The organism is Spirosoma terrae (assembly GCF_010435915.1).
GTDB classification, from domain to species: Bacteria; Bacteroidota; Bacteroidia; order Cytophagales; family Spirosomataceae; genus Spirosoma; species Spirosoma terrae.
In genome coordinates this window covers 661,073-683,777 of record NZ_JAAFZH010000002.1, presented here as the reverse complement: position 1 = coordinate 683,777, position 22,705 = coordinate 661,073, and the positions used below count along the sequence as shown (strand labels likewise).

Below are 22,705 nucleotides of genomic sequence, written 5' to 3'. Positions count from 1 at the left end.
CGCATTTCAAACTAATTCAATGATGCGTTTATAGAGAGCAACATGTTCCGACGTAAATTTGTCCCACGAAAACATCGCTGCCCGATTTATACCTTTTGCGGACAGTTCATTCCGTAACGATGGTGAGGCTACTAGCTTAAGAATAGCTTCACAAAGCGCATCTGAATCTGTCGGCGCTACCCGAATAGCCGCTTCGCCAACTACTTCAGTAATTGCCGGAATATCTGACGTAATGACGGGCAAACCACACTGCATCGCTTCTAACGGAGGCAACCCAAAGCCCTCATATAGCGATGGGTATACAAAGGCTAAAGCGCCATTATACAGGGGTGCCAAATCCTCGTCCTGAACAAAGCCCGTAAAATGCAGCCTCGACGCCAAGGCTGGATTTTTGCTGGCCTCCGCCATAATCTCATCAAACTTCCAGCCTTTTGTTCCAACCAATACCAGCCGTATGTCGGCAGGCAACTCTCCTCCATCAACCAGTCTTCCAAATGAACGGATAAGATGGGCAATATTTTTTCGCGGCTCCAGCGTTGCCAGGCTCAACAGATACGGTTGCTCACCAATGCCCAGCTTCTGTCGAATAGTACGGATTTGAGCCTCATCAGCCCCAGAATAAAATAAATCAGGAGAAGCCGCTAGCAAAATAGGTACTACCCGAGCAGGATCGAAGCCCGTATGATCGCAGAAGTCATCTTTCGTTGCCTGCGATACCGTTGTTACCCACGCATTAGCGGGCAATGTCGCCAGCACCTGCTTTACCGTTTGTTCGCCCGATGTGAACCACTCTGGATGCCGAATCGGAATCAAATCATGAATACTCTGCAGTAACGGCATTTTCCTGCTTTTGCGGATATCATCCGGAGCCGGGAAAAAAGTAGCATGATAAAGAGCGTTGGCGGGCAAATGATCGGTCTCAAAACGAGACGTCTCTTTTCCCAGTCTCAACCGAGCCTCGTAAGCGATACGCCGAAGTAGTTTCGACGGCTTTCCAACTGGCGAAAAAGGCTTCAATAAACTATTCTCAACATGCGCCCATCTTTGCTCCGTTGACGGATTGGCAAACGCAGGAACTTGCGGACCGAAAGCGACTTCGGCGTAACGCATTGTCTCGGTCAGATGGGTTGGAGCAGCCAACAGCAACGTAACGTCATCAGCCCGTTGTAGACCAGCTACTAACTGTTCTACAACGCGGCTGATGCCCGTCCGAGCCTGTCGGTGATAAAATCCGATACCAAGCGGACTAGCGTCAAGAATTATGTTCACGGATTTTTTCGTAAATCATCACCTGGTTCGAGGCCACTTTCGAGAAGCCCCGTACGTCATCGCCCGTCCAGGCGTTGTTCATTTCGCCGTAGCTGCCAAATGCCGACGACATCAGGTCATAATCAGATTCGATTCCCAACACCTGGAAACGATACGGTGCCAGGTGTACGTGTACTTTACCCGTTACGTGTCCCTGCGTATCGCTCAGGAAGGTTTCGATATTCCGCATCACAGGATCCATAAACTGGCCTTCGTGCAACATAGTACCGTACCAGTTAGCCAATTGCTCTTTCCAGTACATCTGCCATTTGCCCAGTACGTGTTTTTCGAGTGTATGGTGGGCTTTGATCAGAATCAACGGAGCCGGTGCTTCAAAACCAACCCGTCCTTTAATACCAATAATAGTATCGCCGACGTGAATGTCCCGACCAATGCCAAAGGGTCCGGCCAGTTCGGTTAACTTCCGAATAGCATCAACGGGGTTATCATACGTTTCGTCGCCGAACGTAGCGCCAGAAATACCCTTAATTTCGCCGTGTTTAAACGTCAGCGTAATCGTTTCTGGCTCCGTTTTTGTCACTTGCGTTGGCCAGGCTGATTCGGGCAAAAACTGGTCGGAAGTCAGTGTTTCTTTACCACCGACTGACGTTCCCCACAACCCTTTGTTGATGGAGTAAGCTGCTTTGTGCCATTCCTGAACGACACCTTTTGATTTCAGATACTCAATTTCAGCCTCACGCGACAGGCGTAGGTCACGGATTGGCGTAATGATCTCCGCATCAGGAATGATGATCCGGAACGCCATATCGAACCGAACTTGGTCATTACCAGCTCCTGTAGAACCATGCGCAATGGCATTAGCGCCGATCTGACGGGCATATTCGGCAGCAGCTATGGCCTGAAAAATCCGTTCTGCACTGACGCTCAGTGGGTACGTATTATTTTTCAATACGTTACCATAGACCAGAAACTTCAGGCATTGCTGATAGTAATCATCTGTTTTTGAAATCGTTACGTGCGATTTAACGCCTAATGAATAAGCCCGTTCCTCAATCGCTTTAATTTCAGCATCGGAAAAGCCGCCCGTATCGACCAACACAGAATGGACTTCCATGTCCCGGTCTTCAGACAGATATTTAACACAAAAGGAGGTATCAAGTCCTCCGCTAAAGGCAAGAACTACTTTTTTCTTCGACATTAGACATTGGACGCCGGACGCTCGACCCCATTGATTGGCCTGTCCGCCATCAGTATAGTTTTGGAGGGGCAAATATCGGGCTTTTTCATAAACAAGCCCGGCTTTGTTTATGAACGACCTTTCTTTTTAGCGAAAATCGAGTTAGGATGCCTCTAGCACTGCCTTTTTTCCAGTAAAACACCTCAATCAATTATTATTTGCGGGGTTGTAATATGCCTAATCTAAAGGGAATTACGACTCAACAGCCGTCTTAATGGCAAAGTGCGTACTGACTTTACGGTAAAGCTACCGTCTAACCAATTCCCTCTAAAATCTGTCTATTAATTAGAAAGACCGCAGCTTTTATACCGGACTACGTTTATATCTATTCAAGAAAAAATAGTATATTAAGCCGTATTACTCAAGTTATAGCCTTATTATTTACTCATTATGACTAAATACCTTATTATACTCCTCGTAAGTTCAGGGGTCCTCTTAAGTGGTTGCCACGATAAAGAACGCGAGCAGCAACTGGAACAACGTGAGCAGGCCCTGCTGGAAAAAGAAAAACAATTTGCGTTAAAAGAAACTGATTATCAAGCCCTCACCAGAATGCGTGATAGCCTGATGGCTACCCACGACACTATGGTAATTATTGCGGCCTGGCCCGAAACAATTGCTGGCGCATGGACCAGCAAAGTTATTTGTACCGAGTCGAGCTGTCCGGACTACGTTGTGGGCGATCAACGCTCAGACCTGTGGGAGTTCAGTAGTGATTCCACTCAGATTGTCACCAAAGTCATCAATAATAACAAACTCGTTAGGGTTTATGCTGCTACGTATGCCGACAATCAGATCAACCTTAGTTTTAGAACCGACTCCGCTACCAGCAAGCAAGTAGAAATGAATGTGGTTTTAAATGAAATCACACCAAACAAAATGAGAGGTACGCGCGCCCTTTCGATAGACAATAAATGTTCGGCCAAATTCTCCGTAGAATTAAGCCGTACCAACCAATAACGAGTAACCACCATGACAATACTGAGTATCCATAACTTGTCGCTACCTATTGAAGATCCTGTATTGAAATTCCTGGTTGTGCTGGTTATTATTTTGGCAGCCCCCATCCTGCTCAATAAAATCAAAGTTCCTCACTTGCTGGGGCTTATTATTGCCGGCGCTATCATTGGTCCCAATGGCCTTAACATATTAGCCCGGGACAGTAGTATTGTTGTTACCGGTACTACAGGCCTCCTCTATATTATGTTTCTGGCCGGACTGGAGATTGATATGGGCGATTTCAAGCGGAACAAATGGAAAAGTCTTACGTTCGGCCTGTATACATTCACCATCCCACTGGTTTTAGGGTATCTTGGCGCTTATTATCTGCTTGGTTTTTCACCCTTAACGTCCATATTATTTGCCAGTTTATTTTCGTCGCACACGTTGATCTCCTACCCTTTGGTGAGTAAAATGGGGGTAGCTAAAAATCCGGCAGTTAACATAACGGTTGGCGGTACAATGATTACCGATATACTAGCCCTTTTAGTGCTGGCCATTTCGGTTGGCATGGCTCAGGGCGACGTTGGCAGCGAATTCTGGATACGTTTGTCTGTATCTGTATTGCTTTTCGGCCTGACCGTTCTGCTTCTTTTCCCAATTATTGGTCGTTGGTTTTTCAAGAAAGTAAACGACAAAATTTCCCAGTACATTTTTGTATTGGTGATGATTTATCTGGCTGCCATGCTGGCCGAACTGGCGGGTGTAGAAGCGATTATTGGTGCCTTTCTGGCAGGGCTCGCCTTAAACCGACTAATACCTCACACCTCCTCCCTAATGAATCGGGTAGAATTTGTGGGAAATGCCATATTCATCCCCTTCTTTCTGATTAGCGTAGGCATGCTGATTGACTTTTCCGTGTTTTTTAAAAGCCTGGAAACCATAAAAGTAGCTGCCCTAATGACGATTGCCGCCATAGGTACAAAATACCTGGCCGCTGTTGCTACCCAAAAAACATTTAAGCTAAGCAAAGAAGAAGGTGGGCTTATATTCGGACTCAGTTCGGCATCGGCAGCCGCTACGTTGGCGGCCGTGCTGGTTGGCTATAATATCATTATTTCGGAAAATGAAGCCGGTGAGCCTGTCAGGCTTCTGAATGAACACGTATTAAACGGCAGCATTCTGATGATCCTGGTATCCTGTACTGTTTCATCTTTCGTTTCTATGGCCAACGCGAAAAAAATAGCCGAAACCGATCACGAAGAAACGGTTGCCGGTAATAGCCCGGAGGAGGAGCGTGTTTTGCTGGCCGTCAACCACTCGGAGACGGTCGAAAAGATGGTTAACCTATCGCTGATCATTAAAGCAAAAACCAATACAGACCGTCTTTTCGCGCTGAATGTTATTAATGAGGAGAAACAGGAATCGTCTGTAAAAAATGCGGAAAAGATTCTGCACAATGCCGTCAATATTGCCTCCGCTGCGGACATAAGCCTTAGCCCGCTAACCCGCTATGACAACGATGTTATCAACGGGATCAATAATGTAATCAAGGAGAAAAAAGTTACCGATCTGATTATCGGCCTTGAAAGCAGCAAGGGATTCTCGCCATCGTTTGTTTATAATCTCTATAACGGCTACCTCCAGAATGAAAGCACGAATGTACTGGTCTATCATGCGGTACAGCCTATATCCACAATAAAAAGACACTTGGTTGTACTTCCTCCTAAATCCCATAAGGAACCGGGATTCTTTTATGCATTGCTCAGGATATGGAATATTGCCCGAAACTCAGGCGCGGTTCTCAGCTTTTTTGCCGAAAAATCGACCATCGATATTCTCCAGAACATTCTCAGAAAAGTAACTATTGAAGCCGATTTTACCCCCATCAATAACTGGCACGAAATGGAGCGAGCGACTAAATCACTGAACGACGACGAAGGGCTAATCCTGATGATGGCTAAGCGGGATATGACCTCTTACATGCCACAAATGCGCGTAATCCCTGACATGCTGAATTCAAAGTTTGCCGACAAAAACTACCTGCTCGTCTTCCCGCACACCGACAACAACGACGATTATATAGAGCAAAGATCAGTAAGCAACAATGAAGACTTTGTCGAGATTGGTAATATTATCGGCAAAATCTTTAAATAACCTTACAAATCAACTACTTACAGTAAAACCAGCAGACTACTGGGCAGTATTCGTATGTCGGCTTTATTGTCGGGTAACATCAACGGCTCGCCATCGACATGGATACGTAGCGGGCCACTGGCCTCAACGACCGCTTTCATTACTGCTTTTCCCCGCCAATACGACGAAGCATCCAGGGATTTATTGAATAGCCTCCAGGTTAACATTGCCGCTGCCTGAGCCGGAAAAGGGTGTATCTCACACTGTTCGAGTCGGCCATCGGCAATGTTGGCTTTAGGCGCCATCCAGGCATTATTGCCAAACTGACCAGCATTGGCAAACGTTAGCGAAAACAATTCCCGTTCCTGCCCATCGATGATAAAACGCTCTGGCTTATAGGCCCAAAATGCGCGAAATGCCGTCTTAATATAGGTTGGCAAACCCCGTACTGGTTGTTGAGCAAATTCGTGTGCTACGTAAGCTTCAAAGCCCATACCCGCTGTACAGAAAAAAGGATGTCCATTGATTTCTGCACTGTCGATAACAACAGGCTGCCCCCGCAGCGCTCGTTCAACAGCCACCAGCGGATTAAGCGGTACGTTAAGATGACGGGCCAGCCCATTTCCCGACCCAACCGGGACAATGCCGAGGGCCGTTGCCGACCGACGTAATGCCTGAGCTGTTTCGTTAATTGTTCCGTCGCCCCCAATGGCCAAAACACGATTTACACCACGCAGGACCGCGTGGGCAGCTAATTCTGTAGCATGGCCAGGATGTGTTGTTACGGCTACCTCCGGGGCAAAGCCAAGGGCTTCAGCCTTTCGTAAAAAGGTTTCACGAATCAACGCTTTTTGCTCAGCAGACGTAGTGCCAGATAAGGGGTTGATGATAGCCAGAACGGCTGATAAAGAGGCCACTCAGGAAAAGAAGATAAAGAGAATGAGAATAAAAACGACGATAAAGACGTAGTACCAGCCGTCTGAAAAAATATAAGGTTTATACTCGTTGTAAAATTTCCTGATCCGGTCCATTGCTACGTTATCATACAGAATCCTTATGTAAAGTTAATCAGTTTACAGGATTCCGCTTCCAGTATTTGGTTTTAGCCCCCATTTCAAGGTTCACTGGTGCGTATAAACAGGACAAGGGAAGCATACGATGTCTTGAAAAAAAGAACACTTCGCAGGATTATTACAACAGTTAACGATAAGTAACTAAACGTTGGCTGTTTTATACGTGATTTTAGGGTGGCCTGGGCATTGCTCCGTTTTTTTATCATTCCTTTAGTATCCATCCACCTTAACTAATGAATGTTAGAAAGGGTAAACCGAAAGTTGACACTAGACACGGTGATCAGGCTTATATGAAACCACTATAATCACCACGAGAAACGGTTGGGTGAAATCAGAGCAGAGCGTGTTCTTCGACCGGTGTTGACGGGGTGGGGTTATCGGATTCAAAATCGAGAATATCTCCGGGCTTACAGTCCAGAGCCTGACAAATGGCTTCCAGCGTGCTGAAGCGGATCGCTTTGGCTTTGCCTGTCTTTAAAATCGAGAGGTTGGCTAGCGTGAGGTCTACTTTCTGGGCCAGTTCGGAGAGCGACATTTTACGTTTGGCCATCATCACATCCAGATTGACAATAATAGGCATGAGTCAGACAGTTAATTCGTTTTCAAGTTGGAGTTCGATGCCTCGTTGGTAGACCTGGGCTAAAGCCAATAAAATTAACCCCAACAACCAAGGGCCATCCAACTGAATATCCACGCTCAACGAAGCTTGATTGGCGAGTCGAATGTGGTTGAAATAAGGCCTGGTCTGCTGCCAAAGCGCCAGTTTAAGGAGCGCTTCAATGGCAGTTTGTCCTAAAAAAAGGAAACCCATTGTTGTAATGCGTCGGGCAATAGCCGCCTGGAAAGGAGATTGGATCTGAACCGAACGAAAAATTTGCCGGAGCAATAAGAACATCCAGGTTGCGGTCACCAAGCCAACGATTCCCAGTAGGCTCATCAACAACCCCGGAATTGATCGAATTGGAACCTGGAGTTGTCCAGTCTGTTTTTGAGGGGTTAAAAAAAGCTGAGGCTTCCCAGTCGTCATGATGGTCTTATCGCTGGCTGGTGCCCAGGCTACCGGAACCGATACATAGTTTGGATGTTCCTGATCCAGAGGAAATGGACCGGCTTGTGCCTGTAACAGTTTGAGCCCGCTTTTGGCTGCGAATAGAATCAGAACAGCCAGCATCAGATAATAAAAGATGGTAACCAGCCCCTTAACGGTTGGAAATACCAAGTGAGAATTAGTTTCCATATGTGTCGATAATTGATTGATGAAACAAAGGAAAGTATATTTATTGAATATCAATAAATATTAATCGAATTAGAGAAAATATTTATTGAATAAATAAAAATATCCTATTTAAACAAGGAGCACTTTAGTTTGAATGCTAAAACTCATAACCCAATGAAAGCTTCTGTACTGAACGGTAGGTATTCCACTAGTTATTAAACGTAGCGGATTACGCAGCTACCTTGTTTTAGTGAGAGTTATTACTTGCAAATAGACATATCTCACCTTATTAGGCCTATGGCCACCGCCCTCAACTTAATCAACTTGACGGCTGTCAAAAGAAAATGATAGCGAGCATCGTTTAAGGGTGTAGTACGAACCTATTCACGTTCACCCATGGCAGATCAGCCCAACTGGCTTCATAAATTAGGAAATCTACTCGTGCCCCCCAGCCAGAGTCAAACCAGCTCTACCGTTGCCGTAACCAACAAACGGATTTTAACTGAGTTGGTGACATCGTTCGAGGATTCCATCGGCCGGGAGTCTGTAGGAACAAGTATGCTGTTCAATGCGCACTTTCTAATTATCCTCCACCCAGATACGTACGAGGAACGCCAGAATGCATTTCCGGTAATCGTTGATGAAGCGGTTAAGTCGTTTAAAGCGGTTATTGAGTCGCATAAAGGGCCGTATGAACGTATAGCACCCGTGGCCTCCAGTTGGTTTTTTAAGTTTGGGGGTGGCCATGAATTTGGGGGAGAAACGGTTTCGCCAACAGATGTCTACGTAGTGGGTGCGCTCACAGGTATTTTGCCCGGTAACGAACAGCGTCAATCGTCCGATAAACTACACGTAACGCGACGCGTCAAACAAACCAACCGCTACGAAAAAGTGGATGTCGACCTGAATACGTTTCAGCATATCGACTTTCGCGAGCCGGGGGCTTTTGTCGTGAAATTTAAATTTGATACGTCGCCTTCGCCAAACGAACGGGCTCCGATGACGGGATCAGCTACACGAAACGTGCCTAGCTTACCACGTAGCATGGCCGCCGGACTAGCCGAGATTACGTACTACGTTGCCGAATTGAATAAAGAGGATACGTATTTAATGCGCGATCGGGAGATTGTAGTAGCCAGAAAAGAACCCGACAATCAGCATTTTCCGAACTATTTGCTGCTCGAATCGGCCTACGTATCAAACCCGCACGCACGTATTCGGTACGATGATGCAACCCAAACGTTTCAACTAGCCTCGTTCAGTCGAAACGAAACCCGCGTGAATGAACAGCTCATTCCACGTAGTGAACCCGCTAATCCACAGTGGTATTCCTTGCCCGATAAAGCTCAAATTCTGCTCAACAGTATGGTTACCCTACACTTCCAACGTACTACGTAGCATGATCGATGCACTACTTGTTTTCGGATTACTCCTCTTTGTTGTGTTTCTGGTTTTGAAACATTTTCAGGATTTACCGAGATAAATCTCTGACAGGATTAACATGATTGACAAGATTGTTCTCATCCATATCCTGTCAATCATGTTAATCCTGTCAACGAATAAAGCATGCTACTAAATGAATTCATTAGTATTTGCTGGCACAACCGACGTAGGTAAGCGCCGAACCGATAATCAGGATGCCTTTATCTGCTCAACGATTTGGGCAGAACATACTGCATTGCTGGCGGTTATTGATGGTGTTGGCGGGTACGCCGGGGGCGACCGGGCTGCGGCTATTGCCCGCGAGTCGATAGAGCAATACATGGCTACGCCAAACGGCAATCCGTTGTCGATGCTACGTGAAGCGGTCGTATTTGCCAATAATCAGATCAATAAAGAGCGGCAGCGGGATCGAAAACTGGCGCAAATGTGCTGTGTGTTGACTACTGCTGTAGCTGATAGTCAGGCAGGAAAGTTGTACTACGTTCATGTGGGCGATACCCGTTTATATCGACTCCGTCAGGGCGTTCTTGAAAAATTGACGCACGATCATTCGCTGGTTGGCGTTCGGGAGGATGCCAATGAACTCACCGAAGCCGAAGCGATGGAACACCCGCGCCGAAACGAAATTCTGCGGGACGTTGGCTCCATGGAACACCGGGTCGATGATCCTGATTTTCTGGAGTCGGGCGAAACCGATTTTCTACCGGGCGATCAGTTACTACTTTGCAGCGATGGCTTAACGGATATGATTACGCAGTCACAAGTGAAGGCGGTTCTGAGTAAAAAACGTTCCCTTGATGAGCAGACACTTGAATTGATTCGGTTTGCCAATAAGCAAGGCGGTAATGACAACATCACTGTTGTTCTGGCCAAAAACGATACGTCTGCTATCAAGCCTCTACCGCCTAATTCAGCCAAGTCTGTCGACGTGCCAACGCCGGTAATACCACAAGCGGCTCCCGTAGCTCAGGCGGTACCATCTAACCAGATAAAGCCCGCCAAAAAGCGGTCGACGGGGTTCTTGCCGCTGTTTGGTTTAGTAGCAATCGGGCTAATAGCGGCAATAGTGTGGTATCAATATCAGCCATCAGGACAATCTGACACAAAAGTGGCCGATAGCCTGGCAACGATCAGCAATAAACCGAACGTAGCATCAGCGATATCAACCCAGGAGATGCGATTTGATTCGTTGCTACAAACGGCCTACCGTAGTAAAGACCATCATCTTATTTTGCCTGCCGATACGTTTCGGCTCACGAAGACCTTGCTCATAAACGATTCCCTGCAACGTATCGTGGGCGATAATCGGTTAGCCGTCTTACTACCTGCCGACTCAGCACAAACGCACGTAGCACTACGTATCAGCCGATCTGGAGCCGTAAATCTGGAAAATATTGTCATCAACGGATTTAGAACGGGGATTGAGACAAGCCGCGATGCGAAGTTGCAGCTCTCAAACGTATACTTCAAAAACGTAGGTTTGCCCATTAGCGTGGCTATTCGGCAGGATACGTTCCGCAAAGCCGTTGTCTTTCTGTCAGTACAAAATCAGCCTGATTCAGCCCAAAAACAGCGCCACTAATGTCCACAATTCGATTTGATACACGGTTTCCGGGGTACGAAGTGCTCAGTGAATTAGGACGTAGCAATGCGCGTATCCTGAAAGCACGTCACCTCGCAACGGGCGATCTGGTGGCTATAAAGCACTTTGCTCTTAACACCGATGCCGAAACGCTACGTCGTTTTGAGCGGGAATCAGCGATTATGACTAGCATTGTCCATCCTAATATCGTAAAGGTACGGGAGGTTCAGCTCGAAGCGGAGTTGCCTTACATTGTCATGGAACTGATTGAAGGAGGCAGCCTAAAGCAACTCATCGACAGTCAGGGCGCGCAAGACGTATCGACGGTTAGTCGGTTAGGGTTGCAAATGGCCAGTGCCTTTAAAGCGATTCATCCGCAAGGCATTGTTCACCGCGATATCAAGCCGGAGAATATTCTGTATCGTCCTTTGCCAAGCGGTGAACTCCATTTTCTGCTGACTGATTTTGGCGTGGCTCGCTTGCACGAGCAATCGACTACGTTGACGGGGCAGTCGCTGATGACTTATGAATATGCGTCGCCGGAGCAGTTCAATGATCCTCGGAATGTTGGCACTGCAACGGATTACTACTCATTGGGCGTGGTTCTGTATGAGTGCCTGCACGGAAGCGTACCGTTTGCGTTGGACGATCATTCGGGAATCGTTACGTTCATGAATAAAGTGCTGAACGAAGCACCGCCCGCGCTGACGATTTCCAGCAATGACCAGACACTTAGCCCATTTACGGATTTACTGCGCGGATTATTGCAAAAGAAAGCAACCGAGCGACTGAGCGACCCTGATGAATTGACCTGGCTACTCAAGCAAGCCGAACTAGCTCATCTACAAACCAATCGCACTAGTTTTTCACGGCCTGCAAGTTCGGCCTCAATAAAGCTAGCCATCACCCCTGAGCCTGTCCCAAAAGCGGTTGACGTAGCAAACAATACGGTAGCCGAAGCGAAGCCTTTGCCAAGATCCGCACCTCGTCGGCCGATATCGGGTGGATTAAAATGGGCGGCCCTTGCACTGGCTATTTTTTTAGGTATCGTTGGCCTGTACTACGTTGTTCTCAAACCAAAATCCAGCTCTCGTACAACGATTTCTGATACGTCTACTACCATTCCTGATACGTCTGGTGGGAGTAATAATAACGAAGAAACAATACGTCGGCAACAGGAAGAAGTGGAAGCCGTACGACAGGAACAACTCAGACTGGAAGCGCTTGCTGCAGTTAAGGGGCTAACGGTTAAGGTGAATGATTACCGGGTAGGCTTATTCGGTGGAATAAAAAACGTACAGCTTCAACTGACAAATCCGAGTCAGATCACCTTTTCGTCGGTTGGGGTTAAGGTGAACTATTACAAGGAAAACGGAGGTCTTTACAAATCAGAAAAGGTAAATTTCAGTAATGTCGGGCCCAATTCGTCGTTAATTGAAACTGCTCCCAATAGCGATCGCGGTACTAAAGTTACGTACAAAATTGTCGAACATCAGTTTGCCCAACCGCTGGACTCGCTGATGGCTGCTGACTCAACACAATAGAACACAGATTTTTATGATTAATAAGATGAATTATGATTTTTTGGTTTTCTACAACTAGTGTTGACAATCTTAACGATCATAATAATCTGCCGGGGCCGCTCGTGCGGTTTCATAACAGACTCGTTACATTAATTGACCATGCCAACTGTTAGTGTCAATACGTATTTTCCGGGTTACGAAATCATCGGCGAACTGGGTCGGTCAAACGCCCGTGTGCTGAAGGCACGTCATCTGGCAACCGGCGATTTAGTGGCGATTAAGCACTTCACGGTCAATACCGACGCGGATACGCTACGTCGGTTTCGTCTCGAATCGCAGTTAATGACCGACATTCAGCATCCGAACGTAGTACTTGTTCGAGAAGTACAATTGGATATGCCCATGCCGTTTATTGTGATGGAATGGGTGGAGGGCGGAAATCTGCGCACACTTCTCGGCGAACAGGGCTATCTGGACGTATCCAATACAATTCGGCTGGGATTGCAGATGGCCGAAGCCTTTAAGGCGATTCATACGCGCGGCATTATTCACCGCGATATCAAGCCAGAAAATATACTGTATCGTCCCTTGCCCAGTGGCGAAATCCATTTTCTGCTGACCGATTTCGGGGTGGCCCGCCTGCGTGAACAATCGCAAACGATGACGGGCCAATCGCTGATGACTTACGAATACGCGTCGCCGGAGCAGTTCGATAATCCACGGGGTGTTGATAAGGCTACGGATTATTATTCGCTGGGCGTTGTGTTGTACGAATGCCTGTCGGGCAGGGTACCGTTCTCGATGATCGACAGTGCTGGAATTGCTACGTTTATGGGTCATGTTCTGCGAACCCCGCCACCGGCTTTACGCCTTCCTTCCGGCCAGTATCTTCCGCCGAGTCTGGACACCATTCTGGAATGGGCATTAGCCAAAAATCCGTCCGAACGGCTGAGCGACGTCAACGAATTCGTGTTGTTGCTAAAACAGGCCCATGTTGAAGAGTTGCAGCCGAATCGGGCTACGGATCGACGGGCACCTGCTACGTCGCGCACGATGGCGGCCCCGATACAAGTGCCCCAGCCAGCAGCACCGGTAGAACCAATCGCTGATGATGAACCTGAGCGTCGCTCAAATGGATGGGCTGTTGGCCTGGCTTTCTTTATCGTGACGTTACTCATCGGGCTGGCAATTCTGTACAAAATGCGTCAGGATGAAGCCACTACTAAATCCCCAATTGTAGCAGATTCGACATACACAGCATCTGATACGTCGGCGATCGACACAATGCCTGAGGATACGACGGACGCTTCATCAGGCTACATAATTGAGAGCCCAACGGATTCGACCACAACCGAAAGCAATCTGGAGGTCGTACCCGAACCGCCACCAGCCGTACCTGATTCATCGAAAGCAGTCGTTGATTCAACACGGACGTTTTAACTAATACCAGCATTTACCGTAGTTTCTAATTGATTTGAAGAAAATAATCGCCTAATAGGTCGCTGATCGTCTGGGTACCTTTTTACCACCCCCAACCAGCACGCTGGCCCGGCCCCTCCTAAAATAGGAGGGGGCTATGCCGGGACATAATTGCTCCCCTATTCTAGTTCAGAATAAACGACCAACAAGTGTCTTTGAGAGAGCCCCCTCCTGTTTTAGGAGCGGTCCGGCGTTCCGGGGGTTGGGGGTGGTCGCATAGGAAAATGGATTGATTGCGCTTCCCAATTAATTTCTTCAAATCAATAGAGGAATGCAGGTGTCTACGATTACCACCATCACAACATGACTATATCCTCTGGCCCTTCCGGGCGTTTTTATTTGCTGGGCGCATCGGTAATTCTGCTTCTACTGTTTGGGCGGTTGTATATGAACTTGTCTCCTGCGCTGAACCAGACTAAAGAAGCCTTATCCAGCGGGCAGGCGTTAACACTTGAAGCAGGACTAAAATCGGCGTCGATCCAGCAGATTCTCAACACTGGCAACTACTACAGCGACCTGAAAGATCGGGTATTCATTGCCGATTCGCTGGCTGTGAAGCTTCGGCAAAATGGCTCGCCCGATAATCTGGGAAGCCTAAACAAACGGTTATTTTCAGTGCTGGCTCCTGTTCCCTGGCGTAGTCGGGTTGGCGGTACCGATTTTCAGAGTCGCTTGCAGGTATCGCGTCAGCAAATGGGCTTCGATTCGGTGCTGTATGTTCGTGAATTAAACAATCCCAAAGCATACCCCGCTACCGTTAACGCAGGAAGTGGGTCAGAGTCAATATCGGGGCGGGTTATGCACGACGAAAAACCGATGGCAGGCGTATTGGTTCAGCTAAAGCGCCATCCCGCCACCGCCCAACCCGATACGTTGCCAGACCGGTTCACGTACGCCCGAACGGATGCTGATGGCCGATTCTCTTTTACGGGTTTGACGGAACGTTCAGGCTATAGTGTCATTCCACTGAAGCCCGGATTTGAATTTGGGAGTCGCCGAGGGACGAGCCATTTAACCAGTGACCAGTCCTATACGTTCACCGCTCGTCGGCATCAACTGCGTCTTATTGGCTCAACCGTTTATGGACAGCTCAAAAACGACCATGCGTTTACGGTTCGAACACCAACCGCCTTTACGGCGCAGTTCTGGGCAATTGTTGTGTTGTTTATACTCCTATTCTGGCTAGTGCAGGGCTTTTGGGATATTCGACGCTTTCAACCCGACCCGTTGTTATTGCCCATTCTGATGCTGCTGACGGGTATATCGGTACTGACGCTTTTAGCCATTCAGGACCCGTTGCAGGATATGCTTTACGCCTGGCAAACAGTACAGGGCATAGCGATAGGTCTGGCTGGCATGACGATTTTATCCCAGCTAAACATTGGGCGATTTTACGCGGATTGGCGCTACGACTGGCTTGTTACGTTCCGAAACCGGTCTTCCGTACGGCTGTCGGGCTGGACGTGGCTGGTGCTCGCGGTTGGCCTCGCTACGTTGACATTGCTCATCGGTTCGGGGCCGGAAGGGAGTGGTGTACGAGTGAACCTGTCGATATTGGGTCTGACGTTTCAACCCAGCGAAATCACCAAATACCTGCTGCTGATCTTCTTTGCTGGATTCTTTGCCGCCAATGAACAACAGATTCGCCAACTACCCGATCTGCGCTGGCGGTTTAGGGTGAGTTTGGGCGCATTGGCCGGAGCAGGGTTGCTTATGTTGCTCTATCTCTTGCTGGGCGATATGGGTCCGGCTCTGGTCGTCTGCTTTACGTTTCTGCTGTTTTATAGCATTGCTCGCGGGAACCTGCCCCTAACGCTGGCAACGGGGCTTGGCTATGGCATAGCGCTCTGGTTACTACCGGGTTGGGCTGCTACGTTGCTCAGTTTAGTTGTGCTAATCGGGTATATGTACTGGCAGGGCGAAGCGCGTTCGCGGACAAAATTGGGTTGGGCCGCCTTATTGACCGAAGCGCCTGTCTTACTTCTTCTGGTGATGGCGATGTTCTCGTTTGGGGATCAGTTGCCCTTTGTAGGAAGTCGCCTTGCCGACCGGAAAGCAATGTGGCTCAACCCCTGGAATAACGACGTGTATGGAGGTGATCATCTGGCACACAGTTTCTGGGCATTATCATCTGGTGGCTGGACGGGTCAGGGATTGGGAAAGGGCTTTGCGAGTGCCATGCCAGCCGCCCATACCGATATGATTCTGCCGAGTGTGGGCGAAGGGCTGGGTGGCTTGGGCGTAGTGGCCGTATTTCTGCTGATGGGCATACTACTACACCGAATCTTATTGCATGCCCGACGAGCCGGTCAGCCCTTTAGTTTCTTCCTCGTGGCTGGTATTGCCATTGCCACGGGTGTTCAATTCTTGATCATTGCTGGCGGCTCCATTGGCTTGCTCCCCCTGACAGGCATTAGCGTACCATTTCTGAGTTACGGCAAGATTTCGCTAATTGTCAATTTAATGGCGATGGGCGCAGTGTTTAGCGTAGCGCATCGACCGGGGCAGATTGAGCAACGTCAATATTTGGAGAAGCATTACGACGTAGTGCTGATGGCCGGTATTGCCGGGTTTTTGATTGGTGTATTGGTTCTAATCGGTCGTTTATTACCGATTATCGGCTGGCGGGGTAATGAGTATATAGTTCGCCCGGCTCGGGTAGTGACCCGCAATGGCGATCCTGTGTACAGCTACAATCCCCGAATCGAGCGGCTGACTCGTGTGCTGGCGGCAGGAACTGTTTATGACCGCAACGGTCTGGTACTGGCAACCAGTTCGCCCGAACAGGTTAAACAACAATCAACGCGGCTTCGGCAAAGTGGCCTGAAATCGGACCAACTTCAAACCCTCACGCAGAAACGACTGCAACGGTATTACCCGTTTGGTGACCATTTATTTTTCTGGACGGGCGATCTGAATACGCAACTTTTCTGGGGACAAAGCAACGGCTATTACGCCGAGGCTACTCATTTCAGCGAGTTACGTGGATTTAATAGCCGCCCGAGAAAAACGACTCTTGTTGCTACCGACTACCAGGCCGACCGCTTCAGCCCAACGGTTCAGCAAACGCGTACACTCACTGCCTACGATTATAGCGAGTTGGCTCCAGCCTTACGGGCCGGAATCGATAGCCGTGAAGTGGCCGACCGCAAAGCCCAGAACCGGGATATTAAGCTGAGCATCAATGCCGAACTGCAAGTTGCGTTACAGAAGGGGTTGGCCCAATCTGAATACAATAACAAACGCCTTTCGGTAGTGGTATTGGATGCGAAGTCGGGAGACGTACTGGCGTCGGCGGTTCACCCATTACCCAATCTCAAAACGCCCGAAGTTATGCTCTTATCCGATCGGGATCGGCTCAAATTACCGTATCTGGTAACCGAACGGGATCTGGGCATGACGTACGCAACAGCGCCCGGTTCCACGGCTAAAATTTTGACGGCAATGGCAGCCTTTAATAAACTGGGCTCGTCGGCGTCGTCAGTTAGCTATCCAATTTCGTGTCAGGAAATTATCCGACGCGGTGCGCGGGAATCGGAGCCCTGCGGAGAATCGGTCGATATGCGAAAGGCAATTGTTCGGTCGAGCAACGTCTATTTTATCCGAACGGCCAATGATAATAATCTGGATAATGAACTGGCCGATCTTTATTTAGCCACGGGCATGAACGTCGATTTGATCGGCGGCTACTCGTTTTCGGATACGCATACCGACGACGAACGTAGCAAGATTCGGCAACACTGGCGCGACTCCTCCTTTGTGGTACGTCGGAAATTGTATCAAAGCACGCAATATCCAAGACGCTATCGGAGTGAGTTTTCGGGGTTGGCCTGGGGACAAGGTCAGTTAACGGCGACTCCCGTATCAATGGCCCGGATGGCAGGTTCCATTGCCAATCAGGGCATCTTACAACCGTCGCGCTACGTACTGGATAAGGCAGGGAAATCGCGGGCTATCAGTGCTGGAAAGAACGTAGCACGTCGGGCAGATTATGCGGAACAGTTAGAAGAATTTATGATTGAACAATCGAATCCATCGGCGGGACGTAGTAAGATCAGTGATGCGCGGGTAGCAGGGAAAACGGGTACGCCCGAACGTATTGTGCAGGGTGTTCAGCGAAACGACGGCTGGTACGTATTTTTCGCCCCTACACCCGACGGGCGGTCGCCTACGGTGGTTACGGTACGTATCGAGTTGGGCGAATCCTCCGCCGATGCGGTCAACCTGGCCAATACCGTAGTGGCCCCTATTTTAAAACAGCGTAACTATTTGGGAAGCTTTTAACGTAGCGTGGACATTTTGTCCGCGTAGCCGCAGGCTAAGTTACATAGGCAAATCACTAACTCCATTATTAGCCTACGGCTACGCGGACGGGACGTCCACGCTACAAAAACTAACATACTATGAGCCTACTAGAAAAAGTCAAAAATTTATTCGGGTTTACTCCAGCGGAACAGCAGTCTAATGAGCCAAGCGAACCGGTTCCAGCTACGCCAAAATCAGCGCCAACTGGTCCGCCACCAGCCGCGCAGTTACGCGAGCAGGTCATGCGGTTTATTGTTAGTAAACTTCGGGCCTATCAGAATGAGCCGGACACGGCTCCGATTGGGCTTCGGTTGTCTGTTTTATGTGCAAATCCTGAAGATGAAGAGTTGTATCGAGTCGCCTTATGGACAAATCAGTCGGGCAAATTCCAGGCTGAACTGACTCGTCAGCTGGCGGACAATTACATTACGTTACCTAAGAACTGGCAGTTTGACTACGCCTTTTTTACAGATGCATTGCCCGATGCTACGTACCGGGAAGGTAATCTGGGCTTATTCGTTGTCGATAAAGCAAAACCGGATAGCTCACCACTTCTGGCCAAAGTTTCGGCTCTGGTCGGCCTGATGGAGCAGCCTGACTACATTCTCGATTCGACTAAAAAGACTACGTTCTGTATTGGGCGCGGGCATACAACCCAAACGGCATCGGGTCGGGTACGTACCAATGACATTGTTATCTTAAATGACGACGCTCCTGGTTTCGATCCGCAGAAAGGTGCTGGCAATGGGGCGGTTAGTCGGGCACATGCGACCATTCGCTACGATCTGATTCAAAATCGATACGCACTCCTCGTCGATCCAGGTGGGTTGCCGGCTGGAGGCAATAAAACGAAAATCATACATTCGAACGATTCGACGGAACGAGCCGATATTGCGGGCATGAGCTACCCACTCCAAAGTGGCGATCAGATTGAGTTGGGGGGCGAAGTGCTGCTCCTGTTTGAGCTATGCTAGCTATGGTCCTGTATTGTAACCGTTAAATCGTGATAGGCTATGTATCAGAGCGCTGCTCCCCCGTTAACGGCCAATACGTGTCCATTAACAAACGAGGCTTCATCAGATGCCAAATACAGATAGGCATAGGCAATATCAGTAGGTTCACCAATTCGGCGGACCGGTATGGTCGAAACAGCCTGGTTTCGCACCTCTTCCGGCATGGCATCCGTCATAGGCGTTCGAATATAGCCGGGAGCAACCGCATTAACCGTAATTCCTTTTGGCCCCAGTTCCTTAGCCCAGGTTCGTACCATACCGATAATACCGGCTTTCGCTGCGGCATAGTTGGTTTGGCCAAAAGCTCCATGTACACCATTGATCGATGAAGTACAAATGATACGTCCATATTGTTGCTGAACCATATAGGGCGCAATAATTTTCGTGCAGTTGAACACCCCCGACAAGTTAACGTCAATAACCTGCTGCCATTCTTCGAACGACATTTTTAGCAAGCTCTTATCGCGGGTTATTCCGGCATTGTTAATCAGAATATCAATCCGGCCGTAACGATCAATCACAGCCTTTGTTGCGGCTTCTATGGCCGCTATGTCCGTTGTACTGACCTTCATAAAACTGGCCTGGAAGCCTAAATCACGTAGACGTTGTGCTGTGGTTTCGCCCTCATCCAGCAGATCCCAGATGATGACGGCAGCTCCCTCCCGGCAAAAGACTTCGGCCCCACATTGACCAATTCCACGAGCCGCTCCGGTAATAATGGCAACTTTATTAGACAGTCTCATAACTTATCAGTAAACAATAAACAGAAGAGTACAGTATACTCAAGTAGACAACTTCCATACTTCGACCACCCATGACTGCAAAGGCTCTTGTCAAGACCCAAATGAATCAATCTGGCCGCATAAAAATGCTAGCTGTTATTACTAAATTCATCCTTCTCACTTTCCTGTCTTTACCAGCACTAGGCCAGCAGGCAACAGACCGACGAGCCATTTTGCTACTACTCAAACAGCAAACCGAAGACTGGAATGACGGACGGATTGACCGATTTATGAGCGCCTACTGGACTTCTGATTCGCTCACCTTTGTCAATAAAACAGGTATTACGTATGGTTATGCGGCCACGCTTGCCAACTACAAAAAGCGCTATCCAGATCGGGAGTCGATGGGTACGCTTAAATTCGACGTACTGGAAATGTCATTTCCTTCTCCCAATGTTGCCTATGTTATTGGGCGCTGGCATCTGACAAGGCCCAAAGTTGGCAATGCGGGCGGCCATTTTACGCTTTTATGGCGAAAAATTAAAAAGCGCTGGCTGATTGTAAGCGACCATACCAGCAGCTAATCAATCACGTAAGCTATTTCGGTTGATATTCCCGATTTCGTAGCTCCTGATCTTTTGTTCCGGCCAGCAACGTTGGCTCTTTCACCGATAAGCGTTCACGCAACCCAGTAACCGGCTTCTCGAAATACTTAAATAGCAACGTTGATACAACGAGTACCAATCCCCAAAATACTCCTACTTTTATCCAGCCTACAGTTAGCGACGTAGTGGGAACACGATCCACGAACGTGATCATAATCGGAGTCAGGTTAAGCAGATACATCGAATAGGAAATCAGGCTGATGTGCGTAATTGCTCTGGCCAGCCCAAAGCGGGCCCAGCCCCCCGTAGCTGCTTTCCACCCGTCCATGTATGGCATGAGTAAGGTCATACTCAAGCCAATAACCAGGAAGTAAAAAGTACGCTTATAAAAAACATAGAGCGGATAAACGCCCGTTTCTACGTAGAACCGTAAAATATAAATGGAAGCCGTAAAAGCAACCGTTACTGTCAATATCAACCCAACCACCAGAAGTCGACGTTTGAGCCGCTCATCATTCCATTGACCAGGAAAATAGTGCTTGGCATAAGCGGCTAAAACGCCATACGAAATAGCATCGAGCCGCGTCAGTACAATCCCACGAAAACCTAGCTCACCTTCTGTAATAGGATATTGCAGGGCCATGATCAGCCGCAACAGATTAGTACCAATAATAACCGTCAAGATAGCAATTAGCACCACCCGCCGACGAGGCCAGCTGGCGGGCAACAGCAGATGCATTGCCCAAAGCAATAAGGGTAACGTAATGTAAGACCACTCTTCGATGGCCAGGCTCCAGGTTTCCGGGAAAAAATCGGGAACGTAGCTGGCAAAATTCTGGATGAAAAAGAAGTATTTGATTACTACGTTGGTTGGCGGTAGCGTATGCTGAAGGCCACTTCGCCAGGCCCTGGCCAGCGTAAAACCAATCAGGGCACACAGGACTAGATAATAGTTAGGTAACGTTCGAAACCAGCGACGAGTCCAGAAATTGAGCAGCAGGCTTCGGTCGAAGCTGCCTTTTTTTTCGTAGGAACGTATCAGAATACCCCCAATTAAAAAACCACTGAGCACAAAAAACAACTCGACGCCATCAGGAATTAACTGGTGCAGGAACGTACCACTGTAATATTCTTTGAGAGCCACCGTAGCGTGAGAATCAACCACAACCAGAATAGCAATTGCCCGCATCACATCCAACCCAAACACACGTTTATCGTAAGATGCCTCGAGCGAAAAAAGTTTTCTAAGCATAATCTGCGAAGGTACGTGAGAATTATCAATGATAAATGATGAATGATTTAGAGGTACATTCCGAACTTTGCTGACTTTGTCTTTATCTGAGTCAGCTGGCTCGCCTGTTTTTGTCATTCATTATTCATTGGTATCATGATTCCTGAATTCTCACTCAATGCCGTTCATCAGTACACATTCCGGTTTTCGCAGGCCGACGTTGCTGAATTTGCCCGTGTTACCGGCGATAACAATCCCCTTCATCTTGACCCCGATTACGCGGCAACAACACCTTTTAAACGGCCAATCATTCATGGCATGCTGGGTGCCAGTGTTTTCACAAAAGTATTAGGAACAGAGTTTCCGGGCTATGGTTCGGTCTATCTGGGTCAGACGCTGGAGTTTCTACGCCCCATGTTTGTCGATACCGACTACGAAGCCACTTTTACCGTCCAGTCTATTGATTCAGCTAAACACACAGCGCAGATTCTGGGCGAGGTCCGCGATGTTTCAACAAAGAAAGTGACCACTCGTGGAGTAGCTACACTCATGCACCGCGAAAAGATTCAGTAACTGCCTTGGAAAACGTAAAACGCCCTTCTCCATTGAAATTGGAGAAGGGCGTTTTACGGATTAGAAACCGATGATTAAGCTTTTTCAGCGTTATTCTTGGTATCCTGAACTTCGGAACGGATAGTTTGTGCAAGTGTTTTTAAATCCTGCATTCCTTTCCGAACACGAGTACCTGCAGCCTGGTTGTTCTTTTCATAAAACTTCTCAAAATCTGCCTCTAAAGACATAACCAGATTTTTTACTTCATCAAAGCGAGCCATAACTATTTGTATGGGTTTAAGTGTGAAAAATGCCCAATTTCCGCCCAAAAACGCGGTTTTGAGCGGAAATTTAGTCATTCTCCCATACAGCGCAATAGC

18 protein-coding genes are annotated in these 22,705 nt (G+C 48.2%); 10 read left to right on the top strand and 8 right to left on the bottom strand.

Annotated elements, in window-relative coordinates; translation table 11 throughout:
- Nucleotides 1–6: 6 nt before the first annotated feature.
- Nucleotides 7–1,269, bottom strand: a complete 1,263-nt coding sequence (locus GK108_RS07895) for a glycosyltransferase family 4 protein (RefSeq protein ID WP_163945353.1) — start codon at nucleotides 1,267–1,269, stop codon at nucleotides 7–9.
- On the bottom strand, nucleotides 1,253–2,467 hold the full coding sequence (locus GK108_RS07890) for an argininosuccinate synthase (RefSeq protein WP_163945350.1): 1,215 nt from the start codon (nucleotides 2,465–2,467) through the stop codon (nucleotides 1,253–1,255). The genes GK108_RS07895 and GK108_RS07890 overlap by 17 nt, the downstream gene beginning before the upstream one ends.
- Before the next feature lie 429 nt (nucleotides 2,468–2,896).
- Between GK108_RS07890 and GK108_RS07885 the strand changes: the two genes are divergently transcribed.
- Together GK108_RS07885 and GK108_RS07880 are read left to right on the top strand one after the other, a co-directional pair.
- The gene (locus GK108_RS07885; protein ID WP_163945347.1) at nucleotides 2,897–3,466 is read left to right on the top strand and encodes a hypothetical protein; all 570 of its coding nucleotides are present in this window, start codon (nucleotides 2,897–2,899) and stop codon (nucleotides 3,464–3,466) included.
- A 12-nt stretch (nucleotides 3,467–3,478) separates the two neighbouring features.
- Nucleotides 3,479–5,602 carry a cation:proton antiporter gene (locus GK108_RS07880; protein ID WP_163945344.1) on the top strand — a complete coding sequence of 708 codons (2,124 nt, stop codon included), beginning with the start codon at nucleotides 3,479–3,481 and terminating at the stop codon, nucleotides 5,600–5,602.
- Between the two features lie 17 nt (nucleotides 5,603–5,619).
- Here the strand turns inward: GK108_RS07880 and GK108_RS07875 are convergent, their stop codons facing one another.
- The 3 genes from GK108_RS07875 to GK108_RS07865 all read right to left on the bottom strand — a co-directional run bounded on the left by GK108_RS07875 (nucleotide 5,620) and on the right by GK108_RS07865 (nucleotide 7,891).
- Nucleotides 5,620–6,498: a diacylglycerol/lipid kinase family protein gene (locus GK108_RS07875; RefSeq protein ID WP_163945341.1), complete on the bottom strand. Its 879-nt coding sequence runs from the start codon at nucleotides 6,496–6,498 to the stop codon at nucleotides 5,620–5,622.
- Nucleotides 6,499–6,985: 487 nt separating this feature from the next.
- The gene (locus GK108_RS07870) at nucleotides 6,986–7,234 is read right to left on the bottom strand and encodes a helix-turn-helix domain-containing protein (RefSeq protein WP_163945339.1); all 249 of its coding nucleotides are present in this window, start codon (nucleotides 7,232–7,234) and stop codon (nucleotides 6,986–6,988) included.
- 3 nt (nucleotides 7,235–7,237) lie between these two features.
- Nucleotides 7,238–7,891, bottom strand: a complete 654-nt coding sequence (locus tag GK108_RS07865) for a DUF2975 domain-containing protein (protein ID WP_163945336.1) — start codon at nucleotides 7,889–7,891, stop codon at nucleotides 7,238–7,240.
- A gap of 375 nt (nucleotides 7,892–8,266) precedes the next feature.
- Between GK108_RS07865 and GK108_RS07860 the strand changes: the two genes are divergently transcribed.
- From GK108_RS07860 to GK108_RS07835, 6 genes are all read left to right on the top strand, one after another.
- Complete coding sequence (locus GK108_RS07860; protein ID WP_163945333.1) at nucleotides 8,267–9,268, top strand: FHA domain-containing protein; 1,002 nt, start codon at nucleotides 8,267–8,269, stop codon at nucleotides 9,266–9,268.
- A gap of 178 nt (nucleotides 9,269–9,446) precedes the next feature.
- Nucleotides 9,447–10,895: a PP2C family protein-serine/threonine phosphatase gene (locus GK108_RS07855; protein WP_163945330.1), complete on the top strand. Its 1,449-nt coding sequence runs from the start codon at nucleotides 9,447–9,449 to the stop codon at nucleotides 10,893–10,895.
- Nucleotides 10,895–12,439: a serine/threonine protein kinase gene (locus GK108_RS07850; RefSeq protein WP_163945327.1), complete on the top strand. Its 1,545-nt coding sequence runs from the start codon at nucleotides 10,895–10,897 to the stop codon at nucleotides 12,437–12,439. Before GK108_RS07855 ends, GK108_RS07850 begins: the two co-directional genes overlap by 1 nt.
- A gap of 138 nt (nucleotides 12,440–12,577) precedes the next feature.
- Nucleotides 12,578–13,858, top strand: a complete 1,281-nt coding sequence (locus GK108_RS07845) for a serine/threonine-protein kinase (protein ID WP_163945324.1) — start codon at nucleotides 12,578–12,580, stop codon at nucleotides 13,856–13,858.
- 342 nt (nucleotides 13,859–14,200) lie between these two features.
- A complete protein-coding gene (locus GK108_RS07840; protein ID WP_163945319.1) occupies nucleotides 14,201–18,181 on the top strand; it encodes an FtsW/RodA/SpoVE family cell cycle protein in 3,981 nt (1,326 codons plus the stop codon).
- 119 nt (nucleotides 18,182–18,300) lie between these two features.
- Nucleotides 18,301–19,176 (top strand): FHA domain-containing protein, encoded by an 876-nt coding sequence (locus GK108_RS07835; protein ID WP_163945316.1) that lies wholly within the window; start codon nucleotides 18,301–18,303, stop codon nucleotides 19,174–19,176.
- A gap of 44 nt (nucleotides 19,177–19,220) precedes the next feature.
- On the opposite strand, the gene fabG is transcribed toward GK108_RS07835, so the two are convergent.
- Nucleotides 19,221–19,958: a 3-oxoacyl-ACP reductase FabG gene (fabG, locus tag GK108_RS07830; protein WP_163945313.1), complete on the bottom strand. Its 738-nt coding sequence runs from the start codon at nucleotides 19,956–19,958 to the stop codon at nucleotides 19,221–19,223.
- Between the two features lie 125 nt (nucleotides 19,959–20,083).
- On the opposite strand from fabG, the gene GK108_RS07825 reads away from it, so the two are divergent.
- Complete coding sequence (locus GK108_RS07825) at nucleotides 20,084–20,521, top strand: YybH family protein (protein ID WP_163945514.1); 438 nt, start codon at nucleotides 20,084–20,086, stop codon at nucleotides 20,519–20,521.
- 13 nt (nucleotides 20,522–20,534) lie between these two features.
- On the opposite strand, the gene GK108_RS07820 is transcribed toward GK108_RS07825, so the two are convergent.
- On the bottom strand, nucleotides 20,535–21,794 hold the full coding sequence (locus GK108_RS07820) for an acyltransferase family protein (RefSeq protein ID WP_163945310.1): 1,260 nt from the start codon (nucleotides 21,792–21,794) through the stop codon (nucleotides 20,535–20,537).
- Nucleotides 21,795–21,929: 135 nt separating this feature from the next.
- On the opposite strand from GK108_RS07820, the gene GK108_RS07815 reads away from it, so the two are divergent.
- Nucleotides 21,930–22,346, top strand: coding sequence for a MaoC family dehydratase (locus GK108_RS07815; protein ID WP_163945308.1), 417 nt, complete (start codon nucleotides 21,930–21,932; stop codon nucleotides 22,344–22,346).
- Between the two features lie 74 nt (nucleotides 22,347–22,420).
- Here GK108_RS07815 and GK108_RS07810 read toward each other — a convergent pair whose 3' ends face one another.
- Nucleotides 22,421–22,606, bottom strand: coding sequence for a histone H1 (locus GK108_RS07810; protein ID WP_163945511.1), 186 nt, complete (start codon nucleotides 22,604–22,606; stop codon nucleotides 22,421–22,423).
- Nucleotides 22,607–22,705 lie beyond the last annotated feature (99 nt).